This window comes from Actinocorallia sp. A-T 12471, assembly GCF_033875155.1.
Taxonomy (GTDB): domain Bacteria; phylum Actinomycetota; class Actinomycetes; order Streptosporangiales; family Streptosporangiaceae; genus Actinocorallia.
On sequence record NZ_JAWZTE010000019.1, the window covers coordinates 1 to 24,626 of the forward strand.

Annotated in this window: 22 protein-coding genes and 1 pseudogene; 10 read left to right on the top strand and 13 right to left on the bottom strand. The window is 71.4% G+C overall.

Annotated elements, in window-relative coordinates:
* The first annotated feature begins 490 nt into the window (after positions 1 to 490).
* Positions 491 to 1,189, top strand: a complete 699-nt coding sequence (locus R9X44_RS33565; RefSeq protein WP_319818403.1) for a hypothetical protein — start codon at positions 491 to 493, stop codon at positions 1,187 to 1,189.
* A 70-nt stretch (positions 1,190 to 1,259) separates the two neighbouring features.
* Here the strand turns inward: R9X44_RS33565 and R9X44_RS33570 are convergent, their stop codons facing one another.
* From R9X44_RS33570 to trxA, 3 genes are all read right to left on the bottom strand, one after another.
* Positions 1,260 to 1,748: an HAD domain-containing protein gene (locus R9X44_RS33570; RefSeq protein WP_319818404.1), complete on the bottom strand. Its 489-nt coding sequence runs from the start codon at positions 1,746 to 1,748 to the stop codon at positions 1,260 to 1,262.
* Positions 1,749 to 1,779: 31 nt separating this feature from the next.
* Entirely contained in the window at positions 1,780 to 2,607 is an 828-nt protein-coding gene (locus R9X44_RS33575; RefSeq protein WP_319818405.1) for a putative RNA methyltransferase, read from the bottom strand.
* A gap of 73 nt (positions 2,608 to 2,680) precedes the next feature.
* Positions 2,681 to 3,088, bottom strand: coding sequence for a thioredoxin (gene trxA / locus R9X44_RS33580; RefSeq protein WP_413775004.1), 408 nt, complete (start codon positions 3,086 to 3,088; stop codon positions 2,681 to 2,683).
* A gap of 109 nt (positions 3,089 to 3,197) precedes the next feature.
* Here trxA and R9X44_RS33585 point away from each other — a divergent pair, with 109 nt between their 5' ends.
* Positions 3,198 to 4,175 (top strand): RNA polymerase sigma factor RpoD/SigA, encoded by a 978-nt coding sequence (locus R9X44_RS33585; protein ID WP_319818407.1) that lies wholly within the window; start codon positions 3,198 to 3,200, stop codon positions 4,173 to 4,175.
* 43 nt (positions 4,176 to 4,218) lie between these two features.
* Positions 4,219 to 5,565, top strand: a complete 1,347-nt coding sequence (locus tag R9X44_RS33590; RefSeq protein ID WP_319818408.1) for a class II 3-deoxy-7-phosphoheptulonate synthase — start codon at positions 4,219 to 4,221, stop codon at positions 5,563 to 5,565.
* Positions 5,566 to 5,569: 4 nt separating this feature from the next.
* Here R9X44_RS33590 and R9X44_RS33595 read toward each other — a convergent pair whose 3' ends face one another.
* The 3 genes from R9X44_RS33595 to R9X44_RS33605 are packed head-to-tail and all read right to left on the bottom strand — an operon-like array spanning position 5,570 to position 7,498.
* Entirely contained in the window at positions 5,570 to 5,971 is a 402-nt protein-coding gene (locus tag R9X44_RS33595; RefSeq protein ID WP_319818409.1) for an ATP-binding protein, read from the bottom strand.
* A gap of 16 nt (positions 5,972 to 5,987) precedes the next feature.
* Positions 5,988 to 6,299: an STAS domain-containing protein gene (locus tag R9X44_RS33600; RefSeq protein ID WP_319818410.1), complete on the bottom strand. Its 312-nt coding sequence runs from the start codon at positions 6,297 to 6,299 to the stop codon at positions 5,988 to 5,990.
* A gap of 17 nt (positions 6,300 to 6,316) precedes the next feature.
* Positions 6,317 to 7,498, bottom strand: coding sequence for a GAF domain-containing SpoIIE family protein phosphatase (locus R9X44_RS33605; RefSeq protein ID WP_319818411.1), 1,182 nt, complete (start codon positions 7,496 to 7,498; stop codon positions 6,317 to 6,319).
* Positions 7,499 to 7,566: 68 nt separating this feature from the next.
* On the opposite strand from R9X44_RS33605, the gene R9X44_RS33610 reads away from it, so the two are divergent.
* From R9X44_RS33610 to R9X44_RS33630, 5 genes and pseudogenes are all read left to right on the top strand, one after another.
* Positions 7,567 to 11,682 (top strand): HAMP domain-containing protein, encoded by a 4,116-nt coding sequence (locus tag R9X44_RS33610; protein WP_319818412.1) that lies wholly within the window; start codon positions 7,567 to 7,569, stop codon positions 11,680 to 11,682.
* Positions 11,683 to 11,690: 8 nt separating this feature from the next.
* Positions 11,691 to 12,164 (top strand): annotated as a pseudogene (locus R9X44_RS33615) (two-component system response regulator); the annotation flags it as partial.
* Positions 12,165 to 12,213: 49 nt separating this feature from the next.
* Positions 12,214 to 13,263, top strand: coding sequence for a DUF3616 domain-containing protein (locus R9X44_RS33620; protein WP_319818413.1), 1,050 nt, complete (start codon positions 12,214 to 12,216; stop codon positions 13,261 to 13,263).
* A gap of 111 nt (positions 13,264 to 13,374) precedes the next feature.
* Positions 13,375 to 14,298 (top strand): sulfite exporter TauE/SafE family protein, encoded by a 924-nt coding sequence (locus R9X44_RS33625; RefSeq protein WP_319818414.1) that lies wholly within the window; start codon positions 13,375 to 13,377, stop codon positions 14,296 to 14,298.
* 122 nt (positions 14,299 to 14,420) lie between these two features.
* Positions 14,421 to 16,163 (top strand): pyruvate dehydrogenase, encoded by a 1,743-nt coding sequence (locus R9X44_RS33630; protein WP_319818415.1) that lies wholly within the window; start codon positions 14,421 to 14,423, stop codon positions 16,161 to 16,163.
* 51 nt (positions 16,164 to 16,214) lie between these two features.
* Here the strand turns inward: R9X44_RS33630 and R9X44_RS33635 are convergent, their stop codons facing one another.
* From R9X44_RS33635 to R9X44_RS33665, 7 genes are all read right to left on the bottom strand, one after another.
* Entirely contained in the window at positions 16,215 to 17,267 is a 1,053-nt protein-coding gene (locus tag R9X44_RS33635; protein WP_319818416.1) for a phosphotransferase, read from the bottom strand.
* On the bottom strand, positions 17,264 to 18,187 hold the full coding sequence (locus tag R9X44_RS33640; RefSeq protein ID WP_319818417.1) for a hypothetical protein: 924 nt from the start codon (positions 18,185 to 18,187) through the stop codon (positions 17,264 to 17,266). Before R9X44_RS33640 ends, R9X44_RS33635 begins: the two co-directional genes overlap by 4 nt.
* A 160-nt stretch (positions 18,188 to 18,347) precedes the next feature.
* Positions 18,348 to 19,595 carry a styrene monooxygenase/indole monooxygenase family protein gene (locus R9X44_RS33645; RefSeq protein ID WP_319818418.1) on the bottom strand — a complete coding sequence of 416 codons (1,248 nt, stop codon included), beginning with the start codon at positions 19,593 to 19,595 and terminating at the stop codon, positions 18,348 to 18,350.
* A gap of 25 nt (positions 19,596 to 19,620) precedes the next feature.
* Positions 19,621 to 20,193 (bottom strand): GTP-binding protein, encoded by a 573-nt coding sequence (locus R9X44_RS33650; RefSeq protein WP_319818419.1) that lies wholly within the window; start codon positions 20,191 to 20,193, stop codon positions 19,621 to 19,623.
* Positions 20,174 to 20,518, bottom strand: a complete 345-nt coding sequence (locus R9X44_RS33655) for a DUF742 domain-containing protein (RefSeq protein WP_319818420.1) — start codon at positions 20,516 to 20,518, stop codon at positions 20,174 to 20,176. Before R9X44_RS33655 ends, R9X44_RS33650 begins: the two co-directional genes overlap by 20 nt.
* Positions 20,515 to 20,898 (bottom strand): roadblock/LC7 domain-containing protein, encoded by a 384-nt coding sequence (locus tag R9X44_RS33660; RefSeq protein WP_319818421.1) that lies wholly within the window; start codon positions 20,896 to 20,898, stop codon positions 20,515 to 20,517. Before R9X44_RS33660 ends, R9X44_RS33655 begins: the two co-directional genes overlap by 4 nt.
* 47 nt (positions 20,899 to 20,945) lie before the next feature.
* Positions 20,946 to 21,920: an ATP-binding protein gene (locus R9X44_RS33665; protein ID WP_319818422.1), complete on the bottom strand. Its 975-nt coding sequence runs from the start codon at positions 21,918 to 21,920 to the stop codon at positions 20,946 to 20,948.
* A 196-nt stretch (positions 21,921 to 22,116) separates the two neighbouring features.
* Here R9X44_RS33665 and R9X44_RS33670 point away from each other — a divergent pair, with 196 nt between their 5' ends.
* Positions 22,117 to 23,490 carry a helix-turn-helix transcriptional regulator gene (locus R9X44_RS33670; RefSeq protein ID WP_319818423.1) on the top strand — a complete coding sequence of 458 codons (1,374 nt, stop codon included), beginning with the start codon at positions 22,117 to 22,119 and terminating at the stop codon, positions 23,488 to 23,490.
* Positions 23,491 to 23,756: 266 nt separating this feature from the next.
* Positions 23,757 to 24,197, top strand: a complete 441-nt coding sequence (locus R9X44_RS33675) for a cold shock domain-containing protein (protein ID WP_319818424.1) — start codon at positions 23,757 to 23,759, stop codon at positions 24,195 to 24,197.
* Positions 24,198 to 24,626: the final 429 nt, after the last annotated feature.

The window sequence follows — 24,626 nt, forward strand, 5'->3', positions numbered from 1 at the left end:
GTTCGTTTCGCGCCTTTCGGCGTTTCCCTCGCTGCGATGTCTTTAATTTAGCAGACCCTTTGAGAGTGTCAAACCGGCGCGTTTTCCGTGCTGATTTCACGCTCTCGGCCCATTTCCACACAGCAGTAACCCCGAACTACGAAGAGTTCGCGCTTTCCAGCTGAAGTGGAGTCCCACCGGGGCCGGCCGCCTCTCGGCGTCCTGCATCCCCGCAACGGGCCGACCTGACCAGGGTAACCCGGGAGCACTGACGCTCGCACAGGTTTTTCCGGATCGGCTCGCTGAGCTTACGCACCGGTTCGCGAGGGGTCAAACCGGCGGAGGGTGGCGCCGGACACATCCGATTCTGTACCTTCTGCCCCATCCCATGGGTGCAATACCCGGGGATATGCCGGGAAAGTCGCGATGACCTCGGTGTTCGCGCGGGCCGGTCCGCGCGGGGCCTGTCATCCGGGTCCGTGGGCCACCGCCCGCGGGGAGAGGGGTCGCGGTGCCGTCGGCGGCCGTCGCGGGCGCGCTCAACGAGCGGAACGCAAGCCGATTTGTGGTCGCCGGAGCGCTCGCCCCCGCGCTCCCCGAGATCCGCGGGGCCCGCCTGGTCGCGCTCCCCGGAACCGTGGAGGTCCACGCCGACCGCTCACGCATCCCCGCGACCGGGGACCCCAGGGGCCGCGCCCTCCATCTCAGCGCCGGGGCCGCCCTGGTCAACCTCCGGCTGTCCGCCGCGCAGGTCGGCTGCGAACCCGTCGTCCGCCTCCTGCCGGACCGCACCCACCCGACCCTGCTCGCCTCGGTCCGCCTAACGGGCCCCCACCGCTCCCGCCCAGAGGAACGCCTCCTCTACGCCGCGAGCCTACAACCCCTCCCCACCCGCCACCCCTACGGCGACCAGCGCCCGCCACTCCCCGTCCTCCAGGAACTCACCGAAGCCGCCCGCCTGGAAGGCACCACCCTCCACCTCCTCCCCCAGAGCGGCGGCCCCCAGACCGCCATCCTCACCACCCCTCAGGACGGCCCACCCGCCTGGCTCAGAGCAGGCCAAGCCCTCCAAAGCCTCCTCCTGAACGCCACCCTCCGCGCAGTCTCCCTCTCCTTCGTCCTGGACATCACCCGCATCACCCACCCGCCCACCGCCTCCCCCGGCGAGTCCCCCCAACTCCTCCTAGAACTAGCCCGCACCACCCGCTAACCCCCCGCACCGCGCTCGGCAGCTTCAGACACCTCCCATGGCTTCCGCTGGGGTATGCGTCATGGCGTCTCTACGGATTCGGCAGCGCGTGCAGCCAGGCGGCGACGGCGCGGTAGTCGGCCTGGGCGAGGCCGCGGCGCGGGTCGACCCTGTGCAGGAGAGCCGGGGCGGGGTGGTGGTCTGTCACCCAGGCGACGTCGGGAGGGCGGATCTCGTCGTCCACCCAGACGAAGGGCCTGCCCGCCGCGCGGGCCACGAGGGCGCGGGTCTTCCAGTGGAGTGCGGTGTTCTCGTCGGGATCATCGGGCCAGGCGGCGACGGGCAGTGGCGGGAGGCCGAGGCGCGGAGCCACCGTCGTGTTGGCGTCCTGTCCCCAGGTGGTCGCCCAGACGAGTTCGCAGGGCAGGGCGCGCAGGCGCGGCCCGTGCGCGGGGTCGATCCTGCCGAGCAGGGGGTGCGCGTCCTCGGGGGTGGCCGGTGGATAGGTCCGATAGGGACCGCCGCCGAAGGGGATGAGGGGGCCGTCGACGTCGAGGAAGAGCAGGGGGAGCGCGCTCACGTGGGGAGCCTAACGACGGCGGTGGGTGGGGTTAGGTGGGGAGGTAGGTGGCCAGGCGGATGTGGGCGGTGGTGGTGATCGTGGGGGTGGAGGGGAGGCGGGTTTGGATTTCGGGCTCGGGGATGTGGTGGGCGCTGGGGGTCATGGAGATGAGGGTGACGGCCTCGGGGCGGGTGAGGGTCAGGGGGATGGTGAGGGGGGTGGCGTCGGCGAGGGTGAAGGCGCCCGCCAGGGAGTCGGCGAGGCGGCGGTCCTTGTGGGGGTCCACTGAGAGGAGGCCCAGGGGACCGACTAGTTCGGCGAGGTGGTCGGGGCCGGGGGTGGCGACGAGGAGGCGGCCGCCGGGGCGGAGGACGCGGCGGTACTCGGCGGGGTTCCGTGGCGCGAAGACGTTGAGAACGGTGTCGGCGACGGCGTCGCGTATGGGGAGCGGCTTCCACAGGTCGGCTACCACCGCGCCCACGCGGGGGATGCGGGCGGCTCGGCGGGTCGCGTGTTTGGAGAGGTCGAGGGCCAGCCCGACAGATCCTCTAGAAGAGGCAGAAGAGTCGGCGCGTAGGCAGGCCGCGAGGTAGTGGCCGGTGCCTGCGCCCGCGTCCAGGACGGTGCCGGAGGCGAGGTCGGCGAGGGCGACGGCAAGGGGCGCGTAGTGGCCGGCGTCCAGGAAGGCGGCGCGGGCGGCGACCATGGCGGCGGTGTCGGCGGTGCCGGTGTGGGCGCCTCCGGGCAGGAGGCTTACGTAGCCCTGCTTGGCGACGTCGAAGGAGTGCCGTGACGGGCAGCGCAGCACGGGCCCGTCGAGGGTGAGGCCGTCCGCGCAGATCGGACAGGCGAGAAGGTCAACGACGTCGCTCAGCACGCCCTAAGGCTAGGGCCGTCCTTCGGACGCCTCTCCCACCGGGACGGCGCAGCCCGGACGGCCCAGCGAGAGATCAGCCCTCGGCGAGGCGCTTCTTGACGTCGTCCATGTCGAGGTCGCGCACCTGGCGGATGATGTCCTCGAGGGCGTCCTCGGGGAGCGCGCCGGGCTCGGCGTAGACGATGACGCCGTCGCGCACGGCCATGATCGTGGGGATGGACCGCACCTCGAAGCGGGCGGCGAGGCCCTGCTCTGCCTCGGTGTCGACCTTGCCGAAGGTGATGTCCTCGTGCTTGGCGGACACCTTTTCGTACACTGGGGCGAACCGGACACAGGGGCCGCACCAGGAGGCCCAGAAGTCGATCAACACGATGCCGTCGCTCTGCGCCACCTCGTCAAAGGTGGTCTCGGTCAACGCAACCGTCGCCATGGTGTGGTTCTCCCGTTCTGGGCGGTATTGGAAGGCCCTCTCAGTGGGCACCCCGTAGAGCAGCGGTACGGCACTTGGCTATTCCCTGACGAAAACGGGAATCACAGAGCCGTAATTAACGTTGGCAGTGTAGGGAACCCTCAAGCAGAGAAGGGCCGGGATGGCTGCAACTCGTGGCGCGACAGTGGACACCCCCGACAAGGACCTCGTCGGCGCCTACCTCGACAGGATCGGGCGCCGCCCCCTCCTCGACGCGGTCGAGGAGGTCGAACTGGCCAAGGCCATCGAAGCAGGCTTGTTCGCCCAGCAGTTGGTCGACGCGGTGCTCGTCGACGGTGACACGCTGCCCGAGGGCGTCGTGCTGGAGGAGCTCCAGGAGATCGCCGAGCAGGGCCTCGTCGCCAAGCAGCGGTTCGTGGAGGCGAACCTCCGCCTTGTGGTCTCGATAGCGCGCAAGTACCCCACGGAGTCGCTTCCGCTGATCGACCTCATCCAGGAGGGCAACCTCGGGTTGATGCGCGCGGTGGAGAAGTTCGACTACCAGCGCGGATACAAGTTCTCCACCTACGCCACGTGGTGGATCAGGCAGGCGATCGGGCGGGGCCTGAGCCACACCGCGCGCGCCATCCGGCTGCCCGTGCACGTGGAGGAGGAGCTGTCGCGGTTGCGCCGCGCGGAGCGGACGCTGGGCCGTGAGCTGGGCCGCGACCCGAACCGCGAGGAGCTCGCCGGGGCGCTGGACACCAGCCCCGAGCACGTGGACGAGCTGCTCGGCTGGCGGCGTGATCCGGCGAGCCTCGACGCGAGCGTCGACGAGGAGGGCGAGACCCCGATGGGCACGCTGCTCCAGGACCCCGACGCGATCACCCCGGAGACGGAGGTCGTGGCGGCCGACGATCTCGAGGGGCTGGCGCGGATGCTGGAACGGCTTCCGGCGCGTGAGCAGGCGATCCTGCGGGCGCGGTTCGGGATGGACAACGGGGAGCCGCAGTCGTACGCGCAGATCGGCCAGCGGTACGGGCTCAGCCACAACCGGGTCAGGCAGATCACCGACAGGTCGCTGCGCAGGTTGCGCCAGCTCGTCCTGGACTCGACCGTGGAGCGCCATGTGGACGCCAAGACCCCCGCAGCGGCGTAGCGCCGCCGTGACGAGCACGGCGGGCCTGATCTAACCTGTGTCGGTGAGCACTCAGAGCACCCCGACGCCCGACCTCGACGCGTGGCGGAAACTGACAGCCCTCCAGCAGCCCGAGTGGGCTGACCCGGCAGAACTCGACGCGGTCGTCGCGGAGCTCGCGGCGCAGCCGCCGCTGGTGTTCGCCGGCGAGTGCGACCAGCTCAAGGAGCGGCTGGCCGCGGTGACGCGGGGCGAGGCGTTCGTGCTCCAGGGCGGTGACTGCGCGGAGACCTTCGAGGGCTCGAACGCCGACGCCGTCCGCAACAAGATCAAGACGCTGCTCCAGATGGCGGTCGTCCTGACGTATGCCGGGCGTGTCCCGGTGGTGAAGATCGGCCGGATGGCCGGCCAGTTCGCCAAGCCGCGCTCCAAGCCGACCGAGACCCGGGGCGACGTGACGCTTCCCGCCTACCGGGGCGACATGGTCAACAGCCTGGAGTTCACCCCTGAGGCGCGGCGCAACGACGCGCGCAGGCTGCTGCGCGCCTACTACTCGGCGGCCACGACGCTGAACCTCACCCGCGCGTTCACCAAGGGCGGCTACGCCGACCTGCGGCAGGTGCACGCCTGGAACCAGGACTTCGTGGCGGCGAGCCCGGCGGGCCGGCGGTACGACCTGCTGGCCGCGGAGATCGACCGGGCGCTGGCGTTCATGAAGGCGTGCGGGATCGAGCCCGAGGAGTTCTCCGAGGTCGATTTCTTCTCCAGCCACGAGGCGCTGCTGCTGGACTACGAGCGGGCGCTGACCAGGATCGACGCGCGCACCGGCAACCCGTACGACGTGTCCGCGCACTACCTGTGGATCGGCGAGCGGACCCGGCAGATCGACGGCGCGCACGTCGAGTTCCTGCGGCACATCAAGAACCCGATCGGCGTGAAGCTCGGCCCGACGACCACGGCCGACGACGCGCTCGCGCTGATCGACCGGCTGAACCCCGACGGCGAGCCCGGCAGGCTGTCGTTCATCACCCGGATGGGCGCGGGCAAGATCCGCGAGGTGCTTCCCGAGCTCGTGGAGAAGGTCACCAGGTCCGGCGCGCCGATCGCGTGGATCTGCGACCCGATGCACGGCAACACCTTCGAGGCGCCTTCCGGCCACAAGACGCGGCACCTGAACGACGTCGTGGACGAGGTCGCGGGCTTCTTCGAGGTGCACCGCGCGCTGGGCACCCACCCGGGCGGCGTCCACCTGGAGTTCACCGGCGACGACGTCACCGAGTGCGTGGGCGGCGCGTTCGAGATCGCCGAGAGCGACCTGCACGAGCGTTACGAGACTGCCTGCGACCCGCGCCTGAACCGGCAGCAGTCGCTGGACCTGGCGTTCATGGTCGCGGAGATGTACCGGGGCTGACGCCTCAGCCGTGCCGGCCGGGGTCGGCTTCGACGTCGACCTCGGCCCACACGACCTTGCCGCCGCCCGGCGCGCCCTCGGCCCCCCAGCGGGTGGAGTAGACCTCGACGAGGAACATGCCGCGGCCGCCTTCGGCGAGGATGTCGGCGGTCCTGGGGACCGGCAGGCGGTCGTCGCGGTCGCGGACCTCGATGCGCACCCTGCCGTCGAGCAGGGCGAGGCGCAGCTCGAGCGGGGTGCAGGCGTGCTGCACGACGTTGGCGACGAGTTCGGCGACGATCGCGGTCACCGCCTCCTCGGCCTTGAGCAGGTTCCACGAGCGCATGGTGCGGGCCGCGAGGCGGCGGGTGAGTTCGACGGCCTCGGTGCTCGGTGCGGCGCGGAGGCTGGTCTCCGTCGTCGGCATAGGACGCCTCCCCGGGCTAGCTCTGACGGATGAGGAAGCGGTCCAGGCCGGTGGTGCGCAGGACGTTCTCAACGCGCCCGTAAGCGCCTGTGACGGTCAGCACGGCATTGACGGCGCGGGCGTGCTTGTAGGCCCGCACCAGCACGTTCAGGCCCGAGGAGTCACAGAAGTCGACCGCGGTGAGGTCGAGGGTGATCTCGGTGTGGCCGGAGTCGACGAGCTCGACCAGGCAGCCGCGGAGGCTCTCCGAGGAGTGCAGGTCGATGGAGCCGCGCGCGGTCACCACTGCCCGGTCGTCGGTACGTGTCGTCTGCAAGGCCAAACCCACGGGACCAACATATCCCGTCATCGGTTGGCCCGCAGAACCACGATCGCCATATCGTCGTGGCCGGGTTCGGAGGAGAAGCCGTCCACGGCCCTTTCGACGGCGGCGGCGACCGCCCCGGCGCTGAGGCCCGCGCAGGAGGCCAGGAGGCGTTCCAGGCCGTCTCCGTCGCCCAGCAGGACGTCTCCGTCGCGGCGTTCGGTGACGCCGTCGGTGCAGGAGAAGAGCACGTGGCCGGGTTTGAGCGCGAGGACGTCGGCGGTGAACTCGATGTCGTCTATCACGCCGAGCAGGGGCTGCGGGGTGGCCGGGTCGGTGATGGAGCCGTCGGGGGCGAGGATCAGGGGCGGCGGGTGCCCGGCGCACACGAGGGTGAGCGCGCCTGACTCGGTGATCTCGCCGTGCAGGAGGGTGAGGAGCTTGCCGCGGCTGCCCTCGTCGATGATCAGCTGGTTGAGCCGCTCCACGACGTCGGGCAGCGGCATTCCCTCGCCGCCGAGGATGCGCAGGGCGTGGCGGGCGAGGCCGGTGACGGCGGCGGCCTCGGGGCCGGTGCCGCACACGTCGCCGATGGCGAAGCGCCAGCGCAGTTCGCCGTCGGGGCCGGGCGGGCAGGAGAACACGTCGTAGAAGTCGCCGCCTACTTCCGCGCCTTCCCCTGCGGGGCGGTACCCGACGGCGAGGTCGAAGCCCGGCAGATCGGGCAGTTCCGGCGGCAGCAGGCTGCGCTGCAGAGCGAGGCTCGTCGCCTTCTGCTCCGCGTACAGCAGCGCGTTGTCGAGGGACAGGGCCGCCCTGCGGACGATCTCCTCGGCGAGCTCGTAATGGTCGGGCGGGAACTTGACGGCCCTGCCGACGCAGATCGCGCCGAGGGTCCTGCCGCGCGCGACCAGGGGTATCGTGCAGGCGAGATCCGTGTTCCCCCAGGGCACGGGCGGGCCCTCCGAGGGGCGGCCTTCGGCGGCCAGGAGCTCCTTCAGGGCATCGGACTGGTCTTCGTCGGTATGCCAGACGTACACCGGGGACGTACTTTCGGTGGTATAGGCGACACACCAGTCGGCCAGGCGTGGCACGACGATCTGCGCCGTGAGGGCGACGATTCCGCCGGGGTCGAGGGTCCCGGCGAGCAGTTCGCTGGCCTCGGCGACGTAGGTCATCCACCCGCGCCAGGTCCGGTCGGCGAGTTCCGCCGAAGTCGTCATGGTTCGGTCCCGTCGTCGACTCGATCAGTGGCAGACTGCCTAACTGGACTTCTTAGGAGCTTCAGCCTATGCCTCGGACCACCGCTTTGGACTCACGGCTCGACCGGAGCCCCCGGTACAGTGACGCGGATCTGGAGCCGTTGCTTCTCGCGCTGACCCGGCTGCGGGACGGGGACTTCCGGGAGCACGCGGCGGCGCCCGCAGCCGAGGGCGCGATCGCGGCCGGGATGCGGCTCGCCGACCAGATCCGGGAGCGCGCCGCGCACCAGAACCACGAGTTGGTACGGGTGCGCAAGGAGGTCTCGCGTGAGGGCCGCATCGAAGAGCGGCTCGCGCAAGGCCCCGGCGTGGGTTCGTGGGCGGCCTCGGTGGACGCCACCAACGCTCTCCTGGACACCCTGACGGGCCAGTCGACGGCGATGGCCAGGGTCGTGGAGGCCGTCGCGGCCGGCGACCTGTCGCAGAAGGTGGAGCTGCGCTGGGGCGGCCGTCAGCTGCGCGGCGAGCTGCTGCGGATGGCGCGCTCGGTGAACCTGATGGTGGACCAGCTCGACGAGTTCACCTCCGAGGTCACGCAGGTGGCCCGCGAGGTCGGGATCGAGGGCAGGCTGGGCGGCCAGGCGTCGCTGCGCGGCATGTCGGGCCGCTGGCGCGACGTCACCAGCGCGGTGAACACGATGGCGGGCCGCCTCACCGCGCAGGTCCGCGACATCGCGGTGGTGACGACGGCGGTCGCCAAGGGCGACCTGACCCGTCAGGTGACGGTCGAGGCGGCGGGCGAGCTGCAGGAGCTGAAGCTCACGGTCAACACGATGGTCGACCAGCTCTCGGCGTTCGCAGACGAGGTCACCCGCGTCGCCCGAGAGGTCGGCACCGAGGGTCGGCTGGGAGGGCAGGCGAACGTACGCGGCGTGTCGGGCGTGTGGAAGGACCTCACCGACAACGTCAACAACATGGCGTCCAACCTGACGAGCCAGGTGCGCGGGATCGCGGGCGTGGCGACGGCGGTCGCCAAGGGCGACCTGAGCCGGAAGATCACCGTAGACGCCCAGGGCGAGATCCTGGAACTGAAGCTCACCCTGAACACGATGGTCGACCAGCTGTCGGCGTTCGCAGACGAGGTCACCCGCGTCGCCCGAGAAGTCGGCACCGAAGGCAACCTGGGCGGACAGGCTCAGGTACGCGGCGTGTCCGGCGTGTGGAAGGACCTCACCGACAACGTCAACTTCATGGCGACGAACCTGACCTACCAGGTGCGCAACATCGCCCAGGTCACCAAGGCGGTCGCGTACGGCGACCTGTCCAAGAAGATCACGGTGAACGCGCAGGGCGAGATCCTCGAGCTGAAGGACACCGTGAACACCATGGTGGACACGCTCTCGGCGTTCGCGGACGAGGTCACCCGCGTGGCCCGAGAGGTCGGCACGGAAGGCAACCTCGGCGGGCAGGCCAACGTACGCGGCGTCTCGGGGGTCTGGAAGGACCTCACCGAGAACGTCAACAACATGGCGACGAACCTGACGGGCCAGGTCCGCAGCATCGCCCAGGTCGCCACCGCGGTCGCACAGGGCGACCTCACCCGCAAGATCGACGTCGACGCCCAGGGCGAGATCCTCCAGCTCAAGCTGACGCTGAACACCATGGTCGACCAGCTCTCGGCGTTCGCAGACGAGGTCACCCGTGTGGCCCGAGAGGTCGGCACCGAGGGACGGCTCGGCGGACAGGCCCAGGTACGCGGCGTCTCCGGGGTCTGGAAGGACCTGACGGAGAACGTCAACAACATGGCCACGAACCTCACCGGCCAGGTCCGCAACATCGCCCAGGTCACCACGGCCGTCGCGCACGGCGACCTCACCCGCAAGATCGACGTCGACGCGCGCGGGGAGATCCTCGAGCTGAAGACGACGATCAACACGATGGTGGACACGCTGTCGTCGTTCGCGTCCGAGGTCACCCGCGTGGCCCGTGAGGTCGGCTCCGAGGGGCGGCTCGGCGGCCAGGCCGAGGTCGCGGGCGTGTCGGGGACGTGGAAGCGGCTCACCGAGAGCGTCAACGAGCTCGCGTCCAACCTGACCACCCAGGTCCGCGCGATCGCCGAGGTCGCGTCCGGCGTGGCGAGCGGCGACCTGACCCGCGAGATCGACGTGGCGGCGCGCGGCGAGGTCGCGGAGCTGAAGGACAACGTCAACCTCATGGTGGCGAACCTCCGGGAGACCACGCGCGCCAACAAGGAACAGGACTGGCTGAAGACCAACCTGGCCCGCATCACGGGCCTCATGCAGGGCCACCGCGACCTGCTCCAGGTCGCGCAGCTGATCGTCAACGAGCTGACGCCGACCGTCGGGGCCCAGTACGGGGCGCTGTACCTGGCCAAGGACGCCGAACTCGTGCTGACCGCCGGGTACGGGCTTCCCTCGGGCAGTGAGGGACGCGGCCGCTTCCAGGTCGGGGAAGGTCTCGTAGGACAGGTCGCCGAGGAGCGGCGCGCGATCCTCGTGCACAAGGTGCCGCGCGGCTACCTGCGGATCGAGTCGGGTCTGGGCGCCGCGCCTCCGGCGAGCGTGATCGTCATGCCCGTGGTGTTCGAGACCCAGCTGCTCGGCGTGATCGAGCTCGCGACGTTCGGCGGGTTCACCGACGTCCACCTCGACTTCTTCGAGCAGTTCACCGAGACGATGGGCGTCACCATCAACGCCATCATCGCCACGACGCGCACGGCGGCGCTGCTTGAGGAGTCGCAGCGGCTCACCCGCGAGCTGCAGGAGCGTTCCGACGAGCTGCAGCGCCAGCAGGCCGAGCTGCGCCGCTCCAACACCGAGCTCGAGGAGAAGGCGGCGCTGCTGGCCAAGCAGAACCGCGCGATCGAGATCCAGAACTTCGAGATCGAGCAGGCGCGCCGGACCCTCGAGGAGCGCGCCGAGCAGCTTGCCGTGTCGTCGCGTTACAAGTCGGAGTTCCTGGCGAACATGAGCCACGAGCTGCGCACGCCGTTGAACAGCCTGCTGGTGCTTGCCAAGCTGCTGTCGGAGAACGGCGAGGGCAACCTGACGGCCAAGCAGGTGGAGTTCGCGCGGACGATCCACGACTCGGGCACCGACCTGCTCCAGCTCATCAACGACATCCTCGACCTGGAGAAGGTCGAGGCGGGCAAGATGGACGTGCATCCGCAGCCGCTCGAGCTGAGCAAGCTCGTGGAGTACGTGGACGCGACGTTCCGGCCGCTGGCGGTGGACCAGGGACTCGGCTTCGACGTCCGGATAAACCCGGGCACGCCGCAGATGCTGGTGGCCGACGAGCAGCGGCTCCAGCAGGTGCTGCGCAACCTGCTGTCCAACGCGGTGAAGTTCACCGAGGACGGCGAGGTCAGCCTCGTCATCGAGGAGGCCGACACGTCCGAGGTCGCCTCCCCTGCGTTGCAGGGCGCGGAGGCGCTCGTGGCGTTCCGCATCTCCGACACCGGCATCGGCATCAGCGAGGACAAGCTCCAGCTCATCTTCGAGGCGTTCCAGCAGGCCGACGGCACCACGAGCCGCAGGTACGGCGGCACGGGACTCGGGCTGTCGATCAGCCGGAACATCGCGCGGCTGCTCAGCGGCGAGATCCGGGTGGTGAGCAGGCCGGGCGAGGGCTCGACGTTCTCGCTGTACCTGCCCGTGGAGTTCGACGGGCAGATCCCCGAGGCGCTGCCGCCGCTGCCGCCCGCGCCGCAGCCGACGTCGAGCGCGCCGACCGGGATCCCCGTGCTCACCGGCCTGCCGGACGACGAGGCCCCGGCCGACTACACCGACGTGGTCCTCACCGGCCGCAAGGTGCTGATCGTCGACGACGACGTCCGCAACGTCTTCGCGCTGACGAGCGTCCTCGAGGGCTACGGGATGGACGTCCTGTACGCCGAGGACGGGCAGGCGGGCATCGACGTGCTCCAGCACAACCCGGATGTCTCGTTGGTGCTGATGGACGTGATGATGCCGGGTCTGGATGGTTATGCCACAACCGCCGCGATCCGGGAGATGCCGCAGTTCGCCGACTTGCCGATCGTCATCATCACCGCCAAGGTGATGCAGGGGGACCGGGAGGACAGCCTGGCCTCCGGCGCGTCGGACTATGTGCCCAAACCCGTCGACGTCGACCATCTGCTGGGCGTGATGCGCACGTGGCTCCAGCGCACGGAGGCGAGCGAGTGACCGACCGCTTGAACGAGAAGGTCAAGATCCTGCTGGTCGACGACCGGGAGGAGAACCTGATCGCGCTCGAGGCGATCCTGTCGTCCCTCGACCAGGACCTCGTGCGGGCGAGATCGGGCGAGGAGGCGCTGAAGGCGCTGCTCACCGACGAGTACGCGGTGATCCTGCTCGACGTCGTGATGCCCGGGATGGACGGGTTCGAGACCGCCCGCGACATCAAGCGCCGCAAGCGCACCCGCGACGTGCCGATCATCTTCCTCACCGCGGTCAACAGCGACCCCGACTACGCGTTCCGCGGCTACCAGGCGGGCGCGGTGGACTTCATCTCCAAGCCGTTCGACCCGTGGGTGCTGCGCGCGAAGGTCTCGGTGTTCGTGGAGCTGCACAACAAGAACCGGCAGCTCGAGCGCCAGGCGGCGCAGCTGCGGGAGCAGGCGGCGCTGCTGCGGGGGCGGCTCGGTGACGAAGGACGCGCGGGCAGATAGCCCAAACGGGTTGTTCGCGTACTTTTCCGCATGGAAGCATCGCAAGGTGATAGCAGCACGTCAGATCGAGCTTGTCTTCGGCGCTGAGAGCCGGGCGGCCGAGACCCATGTCAACCTTTCCGCGGTGCGCCACGACGGCCCCTGCCTGTGGCTCGCCGGCGACGAGACCGCGACGATCGAGCGGCTGACGGAGGTGCGCGGCCCCGACGGACACGTCACGGGCTACTCCGGGCAGGTCACCTACCGGCTCGCCGACTTCGTCGAACTTCCCGCGGGGCCCGACGAGGAGGCCGACCTCGAGGGCCTGGCCAGCGGGGACGGCTGGCTGTGGGCGGTCGGGTCGCACAGCCTGAAGCGCAAACGCGTCAAACCCGAGCACTCCCCCGCGAAGTCCCGCAGACGCCTCGGCACCCTCGTGCGCGAGGAGAACCGGTACATCCTCGTGCGGATCCCCCTCGAGGTCGGGCCTGACGGGCTGCCGACGCCGGTCCGCGAGGCCGTCGACGGGCGGCGCGCGGAGGTGCTGGGCGGACGCGGCGACTCGCTCGCCGAGGTGCTGGCCGACGACCCGCATCTCGGGCCTTTCTTCGCTATCCCGTCGAAGGACAACGGGGTGGACGTCGAGGGCGTCGCCCTGCACGGCGACCGGATCTACGTCGGGTTCCGCGGGCCCGTGCTGCGCGGGTGGGCGGCGCTTGTGGAGATCTGGCCCGAGTCCGACCCCGCCGCCCCCGGACGGATGCGGCTGCGCGCGCTGAACGGCGCGCGGTACCACTCCCACTTCCTCGACCTCGACGGCCTCGGCATCCGCGACCTGTGCCCCGAGGGCGACGACCTGCTCGTGCTGGCGGGCCCGTCGATGGCGCTGAGCGGGCCCGTGCGGCTCTACCGGTGGCCCGACGCGGTCAGGGCCTCGGCCCCGGCCTTCGTGGCCGACCTGGAGCGGCTGGGCGACCTCCCCCACGGCCAGGGCGAAGACCACGCCGAAGGCATCGCCCTCGTGGACGGCTCCCTCCTCGTCGTCTACGACAGCCCCGCCCCCACCCGCCACACCCCCAACGACGGCATGCTCGCCGACCTCTTCCCCTGGCCCTGACCACCCTCGCCTCAACCCCGTGCCCGCGTAGCGCGCGGGCGGGGGGTGGCTTGGGGGTGAGAGCGGGGTGGCTTTGGGCTTGGCGGGGCGGGGGCGGGGCAGATACGGCGCGTGAGCGCTGCCGTCCTGTTCGTCACCGGGGCGGGTGCGGGGATGCTCGCGGGGGTGACCACGTGCGGGGTGCTGCACACGGGGTTGTTGGCGGGGGTGGTGCGTGAGGGCGGGTCGCCTGCGCGGCATGTCGGGGAGTTCCTGGCGGCCAAGCTCGTGGTGCACACCCTGCTCGGGGCGCTGCTCGGGCTCGTCGGGCGGGCGGTGCGGCCGAGCGCAGAGGTGCGCGGGGTGCTGCTCGTCGTGTCCGGGCTGCTCGTGCTGTACTTCGCGCTCGACTTCCTCGGGGTGCCGGTGCGGCGGCGCAGGTCGTGCGAGGAGCCGTCGCGGCTGCGCAGCGCGTGGCTGGTCGGCGCGGCGACGGTGTTCGTGCCGTGCGGGCTGACGGTCTCGGCGGAGCTGCTGGCGGTCGCGTCAGGCTCGGCGGTCCAGGGCGCGGCGGTGATGGCCGGGTTCGTGCTCGGCACCGCGCCCGTCACCGGCGTGCTCGGGCTCAGCGCGGGCCTGCTGCGCGGCCGGCTGGCCCGTGTGCTGGGCGTGGCGCTGCTGGTCGTCGCGGGGTGGACCGTCGTGGGCGGGGTGCGGCTCGGCGGCTGGCTCGACGGGCAGGGGCCGCCGCAGGCGATCGACGCGCGGTTCGTCGCCCAGGCGCCGGGAGGCGGCCAGACCATCACGGTCCACGCGCTCGACCGCGGGTACCGTCCCGCGCTGCTCGCGGCCCGCGCGGGCGTGCCGACGGTCCTCGTGCTGCGCACGGACGGGACGCGCGGCTGCACGCGCGCGTTCGAGATCCCCGACCGAGGCGTCTCGCTGCTGCTGCCGGAAAAGGGAGAACTGCGGGTCGACCTCGGCGTTCCCCGGGCCGGGCGGCTGAGGTTCGTGTGCGCGGCGGGCCACTACCCGGGCGCGATCACCTTCCGCTGACGTCCCCACGCGGCACAGGAAACACGCCGACCAGGGATCGGCCCGTCGCCGCTCCCACACGCATAGGAAAGCCGCGAAAGGGCAGGAAAGCGACGAAGGCTTTGACGATCGGGGGACGTCGCATGGCCAGGCAGACCGTCGCCGAGCAGTTCATCGCGATCCTCGTCCAGGCGGGCGTCGAGCGCGTCTACGGGGTGGTGGGCGACAGCCTGAACCCGATCACCGACGCGATCCGCAGGACCGACGGGATCGAGTGGGTCCAGGTCAGGCACGAGGAGGCCGCCGCGTTCGCCGCCTGCGCCGAAGCCCAGATCACCGGGAAGCTGACGGCCTGCGCGGGAAGCTGCGGCCCCGGCAACCTCCACCTGATCAACGGCCTGTACGACGCGCAGCGCAGCATGGCCCCCGTCCTGGCGATCGCCGCGCAGATCCCCAGCAGCGAGATCGGCACCGGCTACTTCCAGGAGACCCACCCCGACAGGCTGTTCACCGAATGCAGCCACTACTGCGAGCTGATAGCGCACCCGTCGCAGATGCCGCGGGTGCTGCAGACGGCGATCCAGCACGCGGTCGGCGAGGGCGGCGTGGCCGTCGTCGCCCTTCCCGGCGACGTCGCGGAGCAGCCCACGCCGACCAAGGGCGCGGAGCTCGCCCTGGTGACGCGCAGGCCCGCGATCCGTCCCGCCGACGAGGAGCTCGACGCGCTCGCCGGACGCGTCGACGCCGCCCGGCGCGTCACCCTGTTCTGCGGAAGCGGGACGGCCGGGGCGCACGCGGAGGTGATGGAGTTCGCCCGCCGCGTGAAGGCCCCGGTGGCGCACGCGCTGCGCGGCAAGGAGTGGATCCAGTACGACAACCCGTTCGACGTCGGCATGACCGGCCTGCTCGGATACGGGGCCGCCTACGAGGCGATGCACGAGGCCGACCTTCTGCTCCTGCTGGGCACCGACTTCCCTTACAACGCCTTCCTTCCCGACGACGTACGCATCGTGCAGGTCGACGTACGCCCGGAACGCCTGGGCCGCCGCTCGAAGCTCGACCTCGCCGTATGGGGGGACGTCAGGGAGACCCTGCGCGCGCTCATCCCGCGCGTCGCGGAGAAGGCCGACCCGTCGTTCCTGCACGGGATGCTGCGCAAGCACGCCGAAGCGCTCGGCTCTGTGGTGGACGCCTACACGCGCGACGTGCAGGACCACATGCCCATCCACCCCGAGTACGTCGCGTCGGTCATCGACGAGGAGGCGGCCGAGGACGCCGTCTTCACCGTCGACACCGGCATGTGCAATGTGTGGGCCGCGCGCTATCTGACGCCCAATGGCCGCCGCCGCGTCATCGGGTCGTTCACGCACGGGTCGATGGCCAACGCGATGCCGCACGCGCTCGGCGCGCAGTGCGCGGACCGGGGCCGTCAGGTGGTGTCGCTGTCGGGCGACGGCGGCCTGTCGATGCTGCTCGGCGATCTGCTGTCGCTGGTGCAGCACGACCTTCCGGTGAAGATCGTGCTGTTCGACAACTCCGCGCTCGGCATGGTCGACCTGGAGATGATGGTCGCGGGACTGCGGCCGCATGGCACGACCTACCAACACACGGACTACGCGGCGATAGCGCGCGCGGCCGGGCTGTTCGGGGTCCGGGTGGAACGGCCGGGCGACGTGCGGGGCGCGCTGCGCGAGGCGTTCGCGCACCCGGGCCCCGCGCTGGTCGACGTCGTCACCGACCCCGCCGCGCTCTCCCTTCCGCCCAAGATCACCGCCGACCAGCTGACCGGCTTCGCGCTGTCGGCGAGCAAGCTCGTCCTCAACGGCGGCGTCGGGCGGATGCTGCACATGGCGCGCAGCAACCTCCGCAACATCCCGCGCCCCTGACGCCGCGCCGGGCCGGGCGCGACGTCGGGCGCAGGGGTCGGGCGTGCGGGATCAGGGCAGCAGGGACAGGGCGTCGAGGTCAGCCGCGTGTGCGGCGTGGCGTGCGGTCATCGTGCAGAACATGTCGTCGCCGCGCGCGGTGCGCTCCACGAGCATCGACGCGCCTATCGCCATGACGACGCCGGTGAAGGCATGCCGTCGGTAGGCGGTCCAGCACGCCTCCCAGGGGTAGTCGACGCCCTCGGCGGCAAGGGTCGCGTGGTAGAGCCGGACCAGGGACTCCTCCTCAGCTCTGCGCACGGGGGTGGGCAGGCTGGAGGACAGGAAGTACGCGAGGTCGGCTACGGCCGCGCCGCGTGAGCACGTCTGCCAGTCGAGGATCGCCGGGCGGGGAGGGCCGAACAGCAGGTTGTCGGCCCTGAAGTCGCCGTGGACGAGGGAGCTCGGTGCGTCGTAGGGGGCGAGGTACTTCTCCAGGGAGGGCAGGAACTCCTCGATGAGGGCGAGGCCGTCGGCGGGTATGCGGTCGGCGTACCGCTCGCGGAAGCCCTCGTACATGGAGGTGACGAGGGCGGCGGTGAAGGAGCGGGAGTCGGCGTCGTCGCGGTTCAGCCACGTGAGCCCCTCGAGGAAGGGGTCCTCCCAGACGGCGGCGTGCAGGACGGCCATCTCCTTGACGGCCGAGGCCGCCTCCGCCGTCGTCAGGCCGGACAGCTGGTCGCCCGGCCTGGCGGAGGCGAAGTCCTCGAGCAGGACGGTGTAGTCGTCGGTCTCTGGGTCGTGGGCGGCGAAGTGGCAGGCCGGGACGCTCGCGGCGGGAAGGCGCGGCGCGAGCGTGCTGTAGAAGCCCGCCTCGACCTCATAGGTGCGGATCAGCTTGGCCGCCGAGCGGCTCGCCGGATCCGGTGACGGGATCTTCGCGATGAGCGTTCGCGGACCGCCGCCCGGGCGGTCGTAGGCGAGGGTGAGCCGCAGCGTCTGGGAGACCTGGCCCGTGCCGATCGGCGCGGCCCCGACCGAGACGACGGCGCGGCCTTCGAGGCCGAGCGCCCGCGTGAGGTAGTCGGGCGTGAGGTCGGCGGCGGTGGCCGCGGGCGGGGTCACTCGGACTCCCCGAGGAACGTCCAGCCGTGGTCCTTCCAGCCGGGGGGCTGGTGCCACTCGGTCCAGCCGTGGCCGACGCGTCCGTCGTCGGCCGTGAAGCGGCACAGGGCGCGCGGGAAGTGCGCCTCCTGCCCTGTGGGCGAGGTGACGTCCACGGAGGCGAACGCCAGAGGGACCGCGGTGAGCGGGGCTCCGGGTACGCGCAGCCGGGAGGAGGCGGGAAGGTCGTCGTCTCCGAATTTCGTCTCGGCGCTGAAGCCGTCGAGGTGGTACAGGTTGCCCGAGGGCGGCACCTCGAAGCAGGGCCAAGGCAGCGGGATGCCTATGTTGGCCTGCATGCCGTGGAAGAACGTGCCGTCATCGAGGCGTCCGGACGTCCACAGCCAGCTGACGTTCCACCAGTCGCGCTCACCCCAGGAGTGGTCGCGCTCGCCGAACGCCTCCACGGCGATGACCTCCTCCCCCGCCGTCACGGTGCCCGTCACCCGGCAGGGGACCTCGTAGCGCGGCAGGTCCTTGTAGGGGTAGGCGCCGCCCGCCGTCGTCCACTCGAGGTCGAACGCCAGCGGTGTGCCTGAGTCCGTGACGCCGTCGAGGACGAGGTGCGCCTTGGCGAAGTCCGCGGAGAGCGTCTGCGTCGCCCGGTAGCGGTCGGTCTTGAGCTCGGTCCCCTCGGTCGGCAAGGGCGCGAAGTTGTCGGTGAGGATGAGGGGTTCGCGGTCGGGGCCGACGAGGCAGGCCCAGTACCAGGCGCGGTCCCAGTTCGGGTAGAGGCCGAGCCGTACGTAGCCCCCGTAAGAGCCGTCGGGGGCGGCGAAGTCGTAGTAGTAGGACTCGTTCCACAGGAGTTCTGCGCCGGGGGTGTGCAGGGACTCGTCGGCAGGGGTGAGCGGCCAGGTGCCGTGGTCGACGATCTTCAATGCGGGGGCTCCTCAGGATGAATCCGAATTCGGTTCAGTCCGCGGTCCGGCATGAGTCTAGGTTCGGGGCGGCGATGTGGTCCAGCACACATTCGCGGCCCTGAGAAAGCCGGAGGGGAGGGCCGGAGCGCCCTGCCGCCCGCCCCTCCCCTCCGGACGCTCAGACGCTCTGCGCGGCGCTGCGGGACGCCAGGTAGGCGTCGGCGGCGTGCGGGTCGAAGAACCACTCGGCGAGGCTCGGCGGCACCGAGTAGCCGCGCGCGAACCGCCGCGCGACGTCGTCGTCCTGGGTGGCCGCGCCGAGGATCCGCTGGACGTGCTCGGGCAGCCCGTCGGAGATGAGCGCGTTGGTCAGCGCGGTGGACCACTGCGCGTAGTCCCAGTACCGCTCGAAGGTCTCGTGCATCCACTGCTCGTCGAAGGGCAGGTCGCCGCGCGCGACGATCGCGTCGCGGTAGACGCGGGCGCAGTGCGCGGCGTTGTTCGCGCCCTGCCCGGCGGCCGGGTCGTTGAGGACGACGACGTCGGCCATGCCGAGCACCTTCTGGGACCCGACCCTCCCGACGGGACGCCGTACCGAGGGCGTGTACGAGCCGTAGAGGGTCGACCTCGCGTCGGTCGGGACCGCCTTGGTGAACAGCTCGTGCTCCCACGGCATCCACTCCGCGAGCAACGCGCGCAGGCGCGTCAGGTGCTCGTCGGGGGTGATGCGGCGGTCGGTGAACGCGTCGAGGGGGCTGCCCGGCACCGCCTCGATCAGGACGGCGTCGCACGGCCCGGTGTTGGTGTAGGCGGGCATCAGGTACATCTCGCCCACCCCGGGCACCGCGTTGATGCGGACCTGCGGCACCGGACGCGACGGCCACGGCTCCACGCCGTGCAGGTACACCGCCGCCAGGCTGCGGCGCGGATGGTCGTAAGGCGAGCGCGCTTCGTCGCGCTCGAACAGCTCGACGAGCGGGCCCCTGCCCGCGGCGATGACGACGAGGTCGTACATCGCCGCCAGGGATTCGAGCTCGCTCGTCGCGACAGGGTGCAGCACCACCTTGCCGCCCGAACGCTCGAGCCGCTCAAGCCAGCCCGCCATCTTCACCCGCTGGTCGACGGACTGGGCTGGGGCGTCCCAGACGCCGTAGAAGTCGAGCACCTTCTGGCCGCCGGGAGCCGCGAGGGTGACGCGCTGGCCCTCGAGCCAGGGCGTCTTGTCCTCCCAGTCGTTCAGGCCGGCGTCCCGCTCGATCTGGAGGGCGGGGAAGAACATGCACTGCGTCGAGAGGACCCGGCCGTTCCGGATCTCCTCGGGCGTCTGCGCCGTCATGAGGGTGACGTCGTAGCCGCCGTGGTCTACCAGCGTCAGGGCGAGCTGGAGCCCTGCCTGGCCCGCTCCGACGATGAGGATCTTGCGCAATGGGGTCTCCGTAGGGGAACGAGGGTTACCTCGGGCGTGTACGGGTCGTGTGCAGCGTGTGCTGTACCGCCTTGACCAGCGCGCCGACGGTCTGGCCGCGCACCCGCACGTCGGCGGCCATCAGCGGCACGTCCGGGGAGATCTGGAGCGCCTCCCTGACCTTGTCCATCGGGTGCGTCGCGACGCCGTCGAAGAGGTTCACCACGACGACGAACGGCAGCGCGCGGTCGCGTTCGAAGTAGTCGACCGCCGCGAAGGACGACTCGAGGTCGCGGGTGTCGACAAGGACGACGGCCGCGCTCGCGCCGCGCGCCACGTCGTCCCACATGTGCCAGAAACGCGGCTGGCCCGGCGTGCCGAACAGGTACAGGACGAGGCCGGTCGACAGCGACAGGCGGCCGAAGTCCATCGCGACCGTCGTGCGCACCTTGCCCGGCCTGCCGGGGTCCACTCCGCGCGCCTCGGCGGTCATCCACGCGTCGGTGTTCACCGGGTCGATCTCGCTGACCGCGCCCACGAACGTGGTCTTGCCGACGCCGAAGCCGCCCGCCACCACGATCTTCGCCGAGGCGGGGGCGTCAAAGCGCGCGGAGGCCATCGAGCAGCCTTTCCAGGATGAGCGGGTCGAACGGGTCGAGGTCGGCGTGGACGGCGACGAGGCCACGGCCCGCGAGATCGCCGAGCAGGACCCGGGTGAGGCCGAGGGGCACCCCGCACGCCGCCGACAGCTCAGCGACCGTCTGAGGGCCTGCACAGACCCGCTGGTACAGCGCGCGCGCCTCCGGCTGCGGGCCGGCGGCGGCCGCCGGGAGCCGGTTGGCGGCGCTGACGAGGGTGTGCATGAGCATCCGCCACTGCGTGCCCGTCCTGCCGCCGGACAGGACGTAGGGGCGGACCCAAGGGTGACGCGGGGGCGGGCTCACGCGATCCCGCCCCCGGCCATCAGCGGCGACGGAGCGAGCCGCGCGCCCACCGCGCCGATCAGCCGCTGAAGCTCTCCCACGACCCCGGGCAGCGACGCGCCGGGCTCCACCGCGACGCCGATGCCCGCGGTGAGCCCCACCGCGCCGACCACGAAGTGGCCGCCGGAGGGGAACTGGCAGATGAGCTGGCCGCCGCGCCCGTCGCGTTCGCCGACCTCCTTGGCCAGCGCCCTGCCGGTGCCGAGCGCGGTGCAGGTGAGCGCGGCGAGGCGTTCGGCCGTGTCGCGCTCGAGCCCGGCCGACCACAGCATCGCCAGGCCGTCCATGGACAGCAGCACCACGTGACGCACGCCCGGCACCCGGGCGAAGTCGTCGATCATGAAGCTCAGGTCGGCGCCTGCTTGTCCGGGCAGAGGGGACGGTCCTGTCACTGTGGGCGCTCCCGGGGGTCGGTGGAGAAGGCGGCGGCCAGGTCGGCCAAGGTGGCTCCTTGCGTGAACGGCTCGTACGGGGGCGTGGACTCGGCGGGCCGCCCGGGGTCTTCCGCGCCCGTGTAGGCGGCCCCCGGTGTCCGGCGCGGGAGGTCGGCGGCCCCGGCGAACGCGTCGGGCGGCGTGACGGGCTCGCCGGGAGGCGGCGTCATGGCGGCCGGTATCGGGGCCGTGGGCGCGGGCTGGAGGAGGTGGGCGGGGACGAACACCGTGACGACGGTCCCCGGGGCGTCCTGTCCGGGCGGCGCTACGGACACGTTGACCTGGACGCCGTGCCGCCGCGCGAGGTGGTGGACGATGGTCAGCCCGCCGTGCCTGCCGTTCTCGGCGATGACGGGCTGGACCGTTCCCGCGAGCCAGGAGTTGACCCGTGCCATCCACTCAGGCGGACAGCCGGTACCGGTGTCGCGTACGTAGACCGCGAACGACCCGTCTTCCAGCCGGTAGACGCCTGTCGTGACGGCCCCGCCGTAGCGGGTTCCGTTGTCGAGCAGTTCGGCGAGCAGCAGGGCGAGGTCCTCCGCGAGGTGCGGCGGCGCGACGTAAGCGGCGAGATCTCCCGTCTCGTCGGTGGTGACGCGCTGGTACTGGCCGACCATCCCCGTCGCCATCGCCAGGACGTCCTGGAGCGTCGCTGCGGGGCCGCCGTAGCCGTCGGAGGAGCCGCTCAGCACCTGGAGGCCGCGCACGAGCCTGCGGGCGCGCGCGTTGCCGTGGTCGAGCCGGTAGAGCCGCTCGAGGACCTTGGGGTCGTCCTCGTCGCGCTGGAGGGTGTCGAGCGTCTCGCGCTGCTCCTCCACGACGCCGAGCAGCCGGAGCGCGAGCGCCCCCGCCACCTCGGGCGGCCAGGGGGCCGCGCCGGGCGACGCCGCCTCGGGGACAGGCTTCGCGCGCCGGTTCCACCACGCCAAGAGCGGTCCACCTCCGTTCCGAAGATCGCGCCCTAGCCCACCGCCGCGTCAGGCGGATGTGAAGAGCGTTCGGACGGGCGTTCGCGCGGCACTGGGCGTTTACCCGGCGTTTTTCGGCAAAGCGCCGGGTACCCGTGCGGGACGGCATCAGAATCAGAACCGGAAATCTCAAGAAGCGACATACGGCGGGGCGGGTGTGGACGCCAAGCAGGGACCGAGCCCCAGGCGGGCTCTGAAGGCCGCCAGGGAGCGGTTCGGCTGGGGGCAGGAGGAGGCCGCAGAAGCCGTCCGGGTATCGGTCTCCACCTGGTCGCGCTGGGAGCGCGGGGTACAGGACGTGCGTCCCGCGCACCGGGCGCGGCTCGCGGAGGTCTTCAACGCCGGGCCCGAGGAGGTCGCCAGGTGGGTGGGCGCGCAGGCGTCCGGGGAGCCTACTGCCGACCCCGCGCCCGCGTCCCCGGGCGCGACCGTCGCCGACGCCGTCTCGCTGTGGAGGGCCGACGCCGACCTCACCCGGCGCGCCGACCTCGCCGACCTCGCCGTGGACGCCTCAGCGTGGCCCGAGTGGCTGCTGCACTGGACCCTCGACCCCGGGCCTGGCCCCCTCGCCCGCGCCGGACGGCGGGTGCGCGTCGGCCCGTCGGACATCGCGCGGATCGAGGAGGCGACGCGCGCGTTCGCCGCCATGGACCGCAGGTACGGGGGCGGCATGGTGCGTCCGGCTGTCGTGGACTTCCTGCACGCCAAGGTCACCCCGCTTCTGGCGGGCACCTACGACGACGCCGTGGGCGCGTCGCTGATGTCGGCGGCGGCGACCATGACGGGCCTCGCCGGGTGGGAGGCGTACGACCTGCGGCACGACGGGCTCGCCCAGCGCCTGTACGGGCACGCCCTGGGCCTCGCCAAGGCGGCGGGCGACGCCATGACCGCCGCCTGGGTGCTGACCGTCATGGCGCAGCAGGCGATCGACCTCGCCCAGCCCGTCTGGGCGATCAGGCTCGCGCGGGCCGCGCGCGAGGCGGGCCGCGCTGCGGGCGCTCCCCCGCGCGTGCGTGCGGCGCTCGCCCTTCGCGAGGCGCGTGCGACGGCAGTACGCGCCGCCCTGTGCGACACCCCGGACAGGCACGCGGTACGCAGGGTCGAGCGGCTGCTCGGCGAGGTGGACAGGACCTTCGCCGGGGCCGCGCCCGGCGACCCCGAGCCGCACTGGATCAGCAACCTCGGCCACGCCGAGATCGCCGCCGAGGCCGGATGCGCCTGGCGGCTGATCGGCGAGCACGTACGCGCGGCGGACTGCGCGCGCACGGCGCTCGCCGGATTCGGGGCCGCCTACCCGCGCTCCGCCCAGTTCAACGTGGTCCACCACGCCCAGGCGCTGCACGGCCAGGGCGCGCTGGACGAGGCGCTGTCGGTGGCACGGCCCGCCGTGCCCATGGCCAACGGCCTGTCCTCACACCGCTCGCTGAGCCTCCTGCGCTCCTTCACCAGGTCCCTGACGCCGCACCGGGGCCACCCCCTCGTGCGCGAGTGGCGCGACTATCTCGCCGCCGAACTCGCCCCCGCCGCCTGATCCCGCCGCTTGATCGTCGGGCTCCGGAGGGGACACGCCGGGCGGCGGGTGTCCGATGCGCTCCGCGGAGCGGGTATCGTCAAAAGGTCAAGGTAGGCGCGTGCCGCGATCACGACCGACGACCACGGCCGAGAGGATCTTCCGGGCACATCACCCGGGATCATCTCAAGGGCGACCACACAGGTTCGCCACGGGGTGGGGGATTTGGCCATCGCGGGAGGTTGGCGGCGGGGCGTCTCAAGTGGGTTGGTGCTCGGGGAGTTTCTGTGGCGCTGTCGGGAAGAATCCTGCGTTTCGACGATGTGCGTGGTTATGGCTTCATCGCCCCTGATGGGGGCGGCGCTGACGTTTTTGTCCACGCCAACGAGCTGAACGCCGACAAGGGCACGTTCAAGGCCGGTACGCCGGTGGAATTCGAGGTCATGGACGGGGAGCGTGGGCCGAAAGCCTTCTCCGTCCGGCTCCTCGACCGGCCGAAGGGCAACGGATCGTATGCGCACGACATCGAGGGGCCGTTCGACTTGCCAGATCGTGACTGGTCCAGCGACGACGACAGCCTGTGCGACGTGTTGACGCCGGGAGAGCTGAACCGTGAGCTGACCGAGCTGTTCCTCAGCTCGGTCCCCGAGCTCACGGGCGCGCAGATCGTCAAGCTGCGCGAAAGCATCCTCACCGTCGCCAAGAAGCACGGCTGGGTCGAGGACTGACAACGGGCCGCCCGGACTCCGGGCGGCCTTCGACATTTCTCCATACGCCGCGCAGACGGCCGCGATCCCGGAAGTTCAACGGGTCAGGCCGTCGGCGGCTGCCCGTGCGCGATTTTCGCGCGCGCGGCGACCGGGAGCGACCGGGGCCGCGCGGTGGTCACACCGCGCCTCCCCGCCACCGCTCCATGTCGCGCTGACCGTCTCCATGTCGAGCTGACCATCTCCATGTCGCGCTGACCGTCGGGTCCGATGGCGGCCGACGTGGGCTGCCCCGCCGTCCGACCCGGCTCGCGACTGAGCCCAGCGCGCTCGCTGTGCGCCAAGAGCGCCCTTCGACGTCGCCGCCCGCTGTGCCGGGCGTGCGAGAGCCCGATCCGGGCCTCGCCGACGCCTCGGCGAGAGACGTGCCGCCCTTCTGAGGGCCCGCCG

Coding starts and splice junctions, on each gene's coding strand:
- R9X44_RS33660 (WP_319818421.1), bottom strand. CDS start 20,898: ATGATCGACGACTTCGCCCGGGTGCCGGGCGTGCGTCACGTGGTGCTG.
- R9X44_RS33650 (WP_319818419.1), bottom strand. CDS start 20,193: ATGGCCTCCGCGCGCTTTGACGCCCCCGCCTCGGCGAAGATCGTGGTG.
- R9X44_RS33595 (WP_319818409.1), bottom strand. CDS start 5,971: ATGCCGACGACGGAGACCAGCCTCCGCGCCGCACCGAGCACCGAGGCC.
- R9X44_RS33610 (WP_319818412.1), top strand. CDS start 7,567: ATGCCTCGGACCACCGCTTTGGACTCACGGCTCGACCGGAGCCCCCGG.
- R9X44_RS33605 (WP_319818411.1), bottom strand. CDS start 7,498: ATGACGACTTCGGCGGAACTCGCCGACCGGACCTGGCGCGGGTGGATG.
- R9X44_RS33630 (WP_319818415.1), top strand. CDS start 14,421: ATGGCCAGGCAGACCGTCGCCGAGCAGTTCATCGCGATCCTCGTCCAG.
- R9X44_RS33585 (WP_319818407.1), top strand. CDS start 3,198: ATGGCTGCAACTCGTGGCGCGACAGTGGACACCCCCGACAAGGACCTC.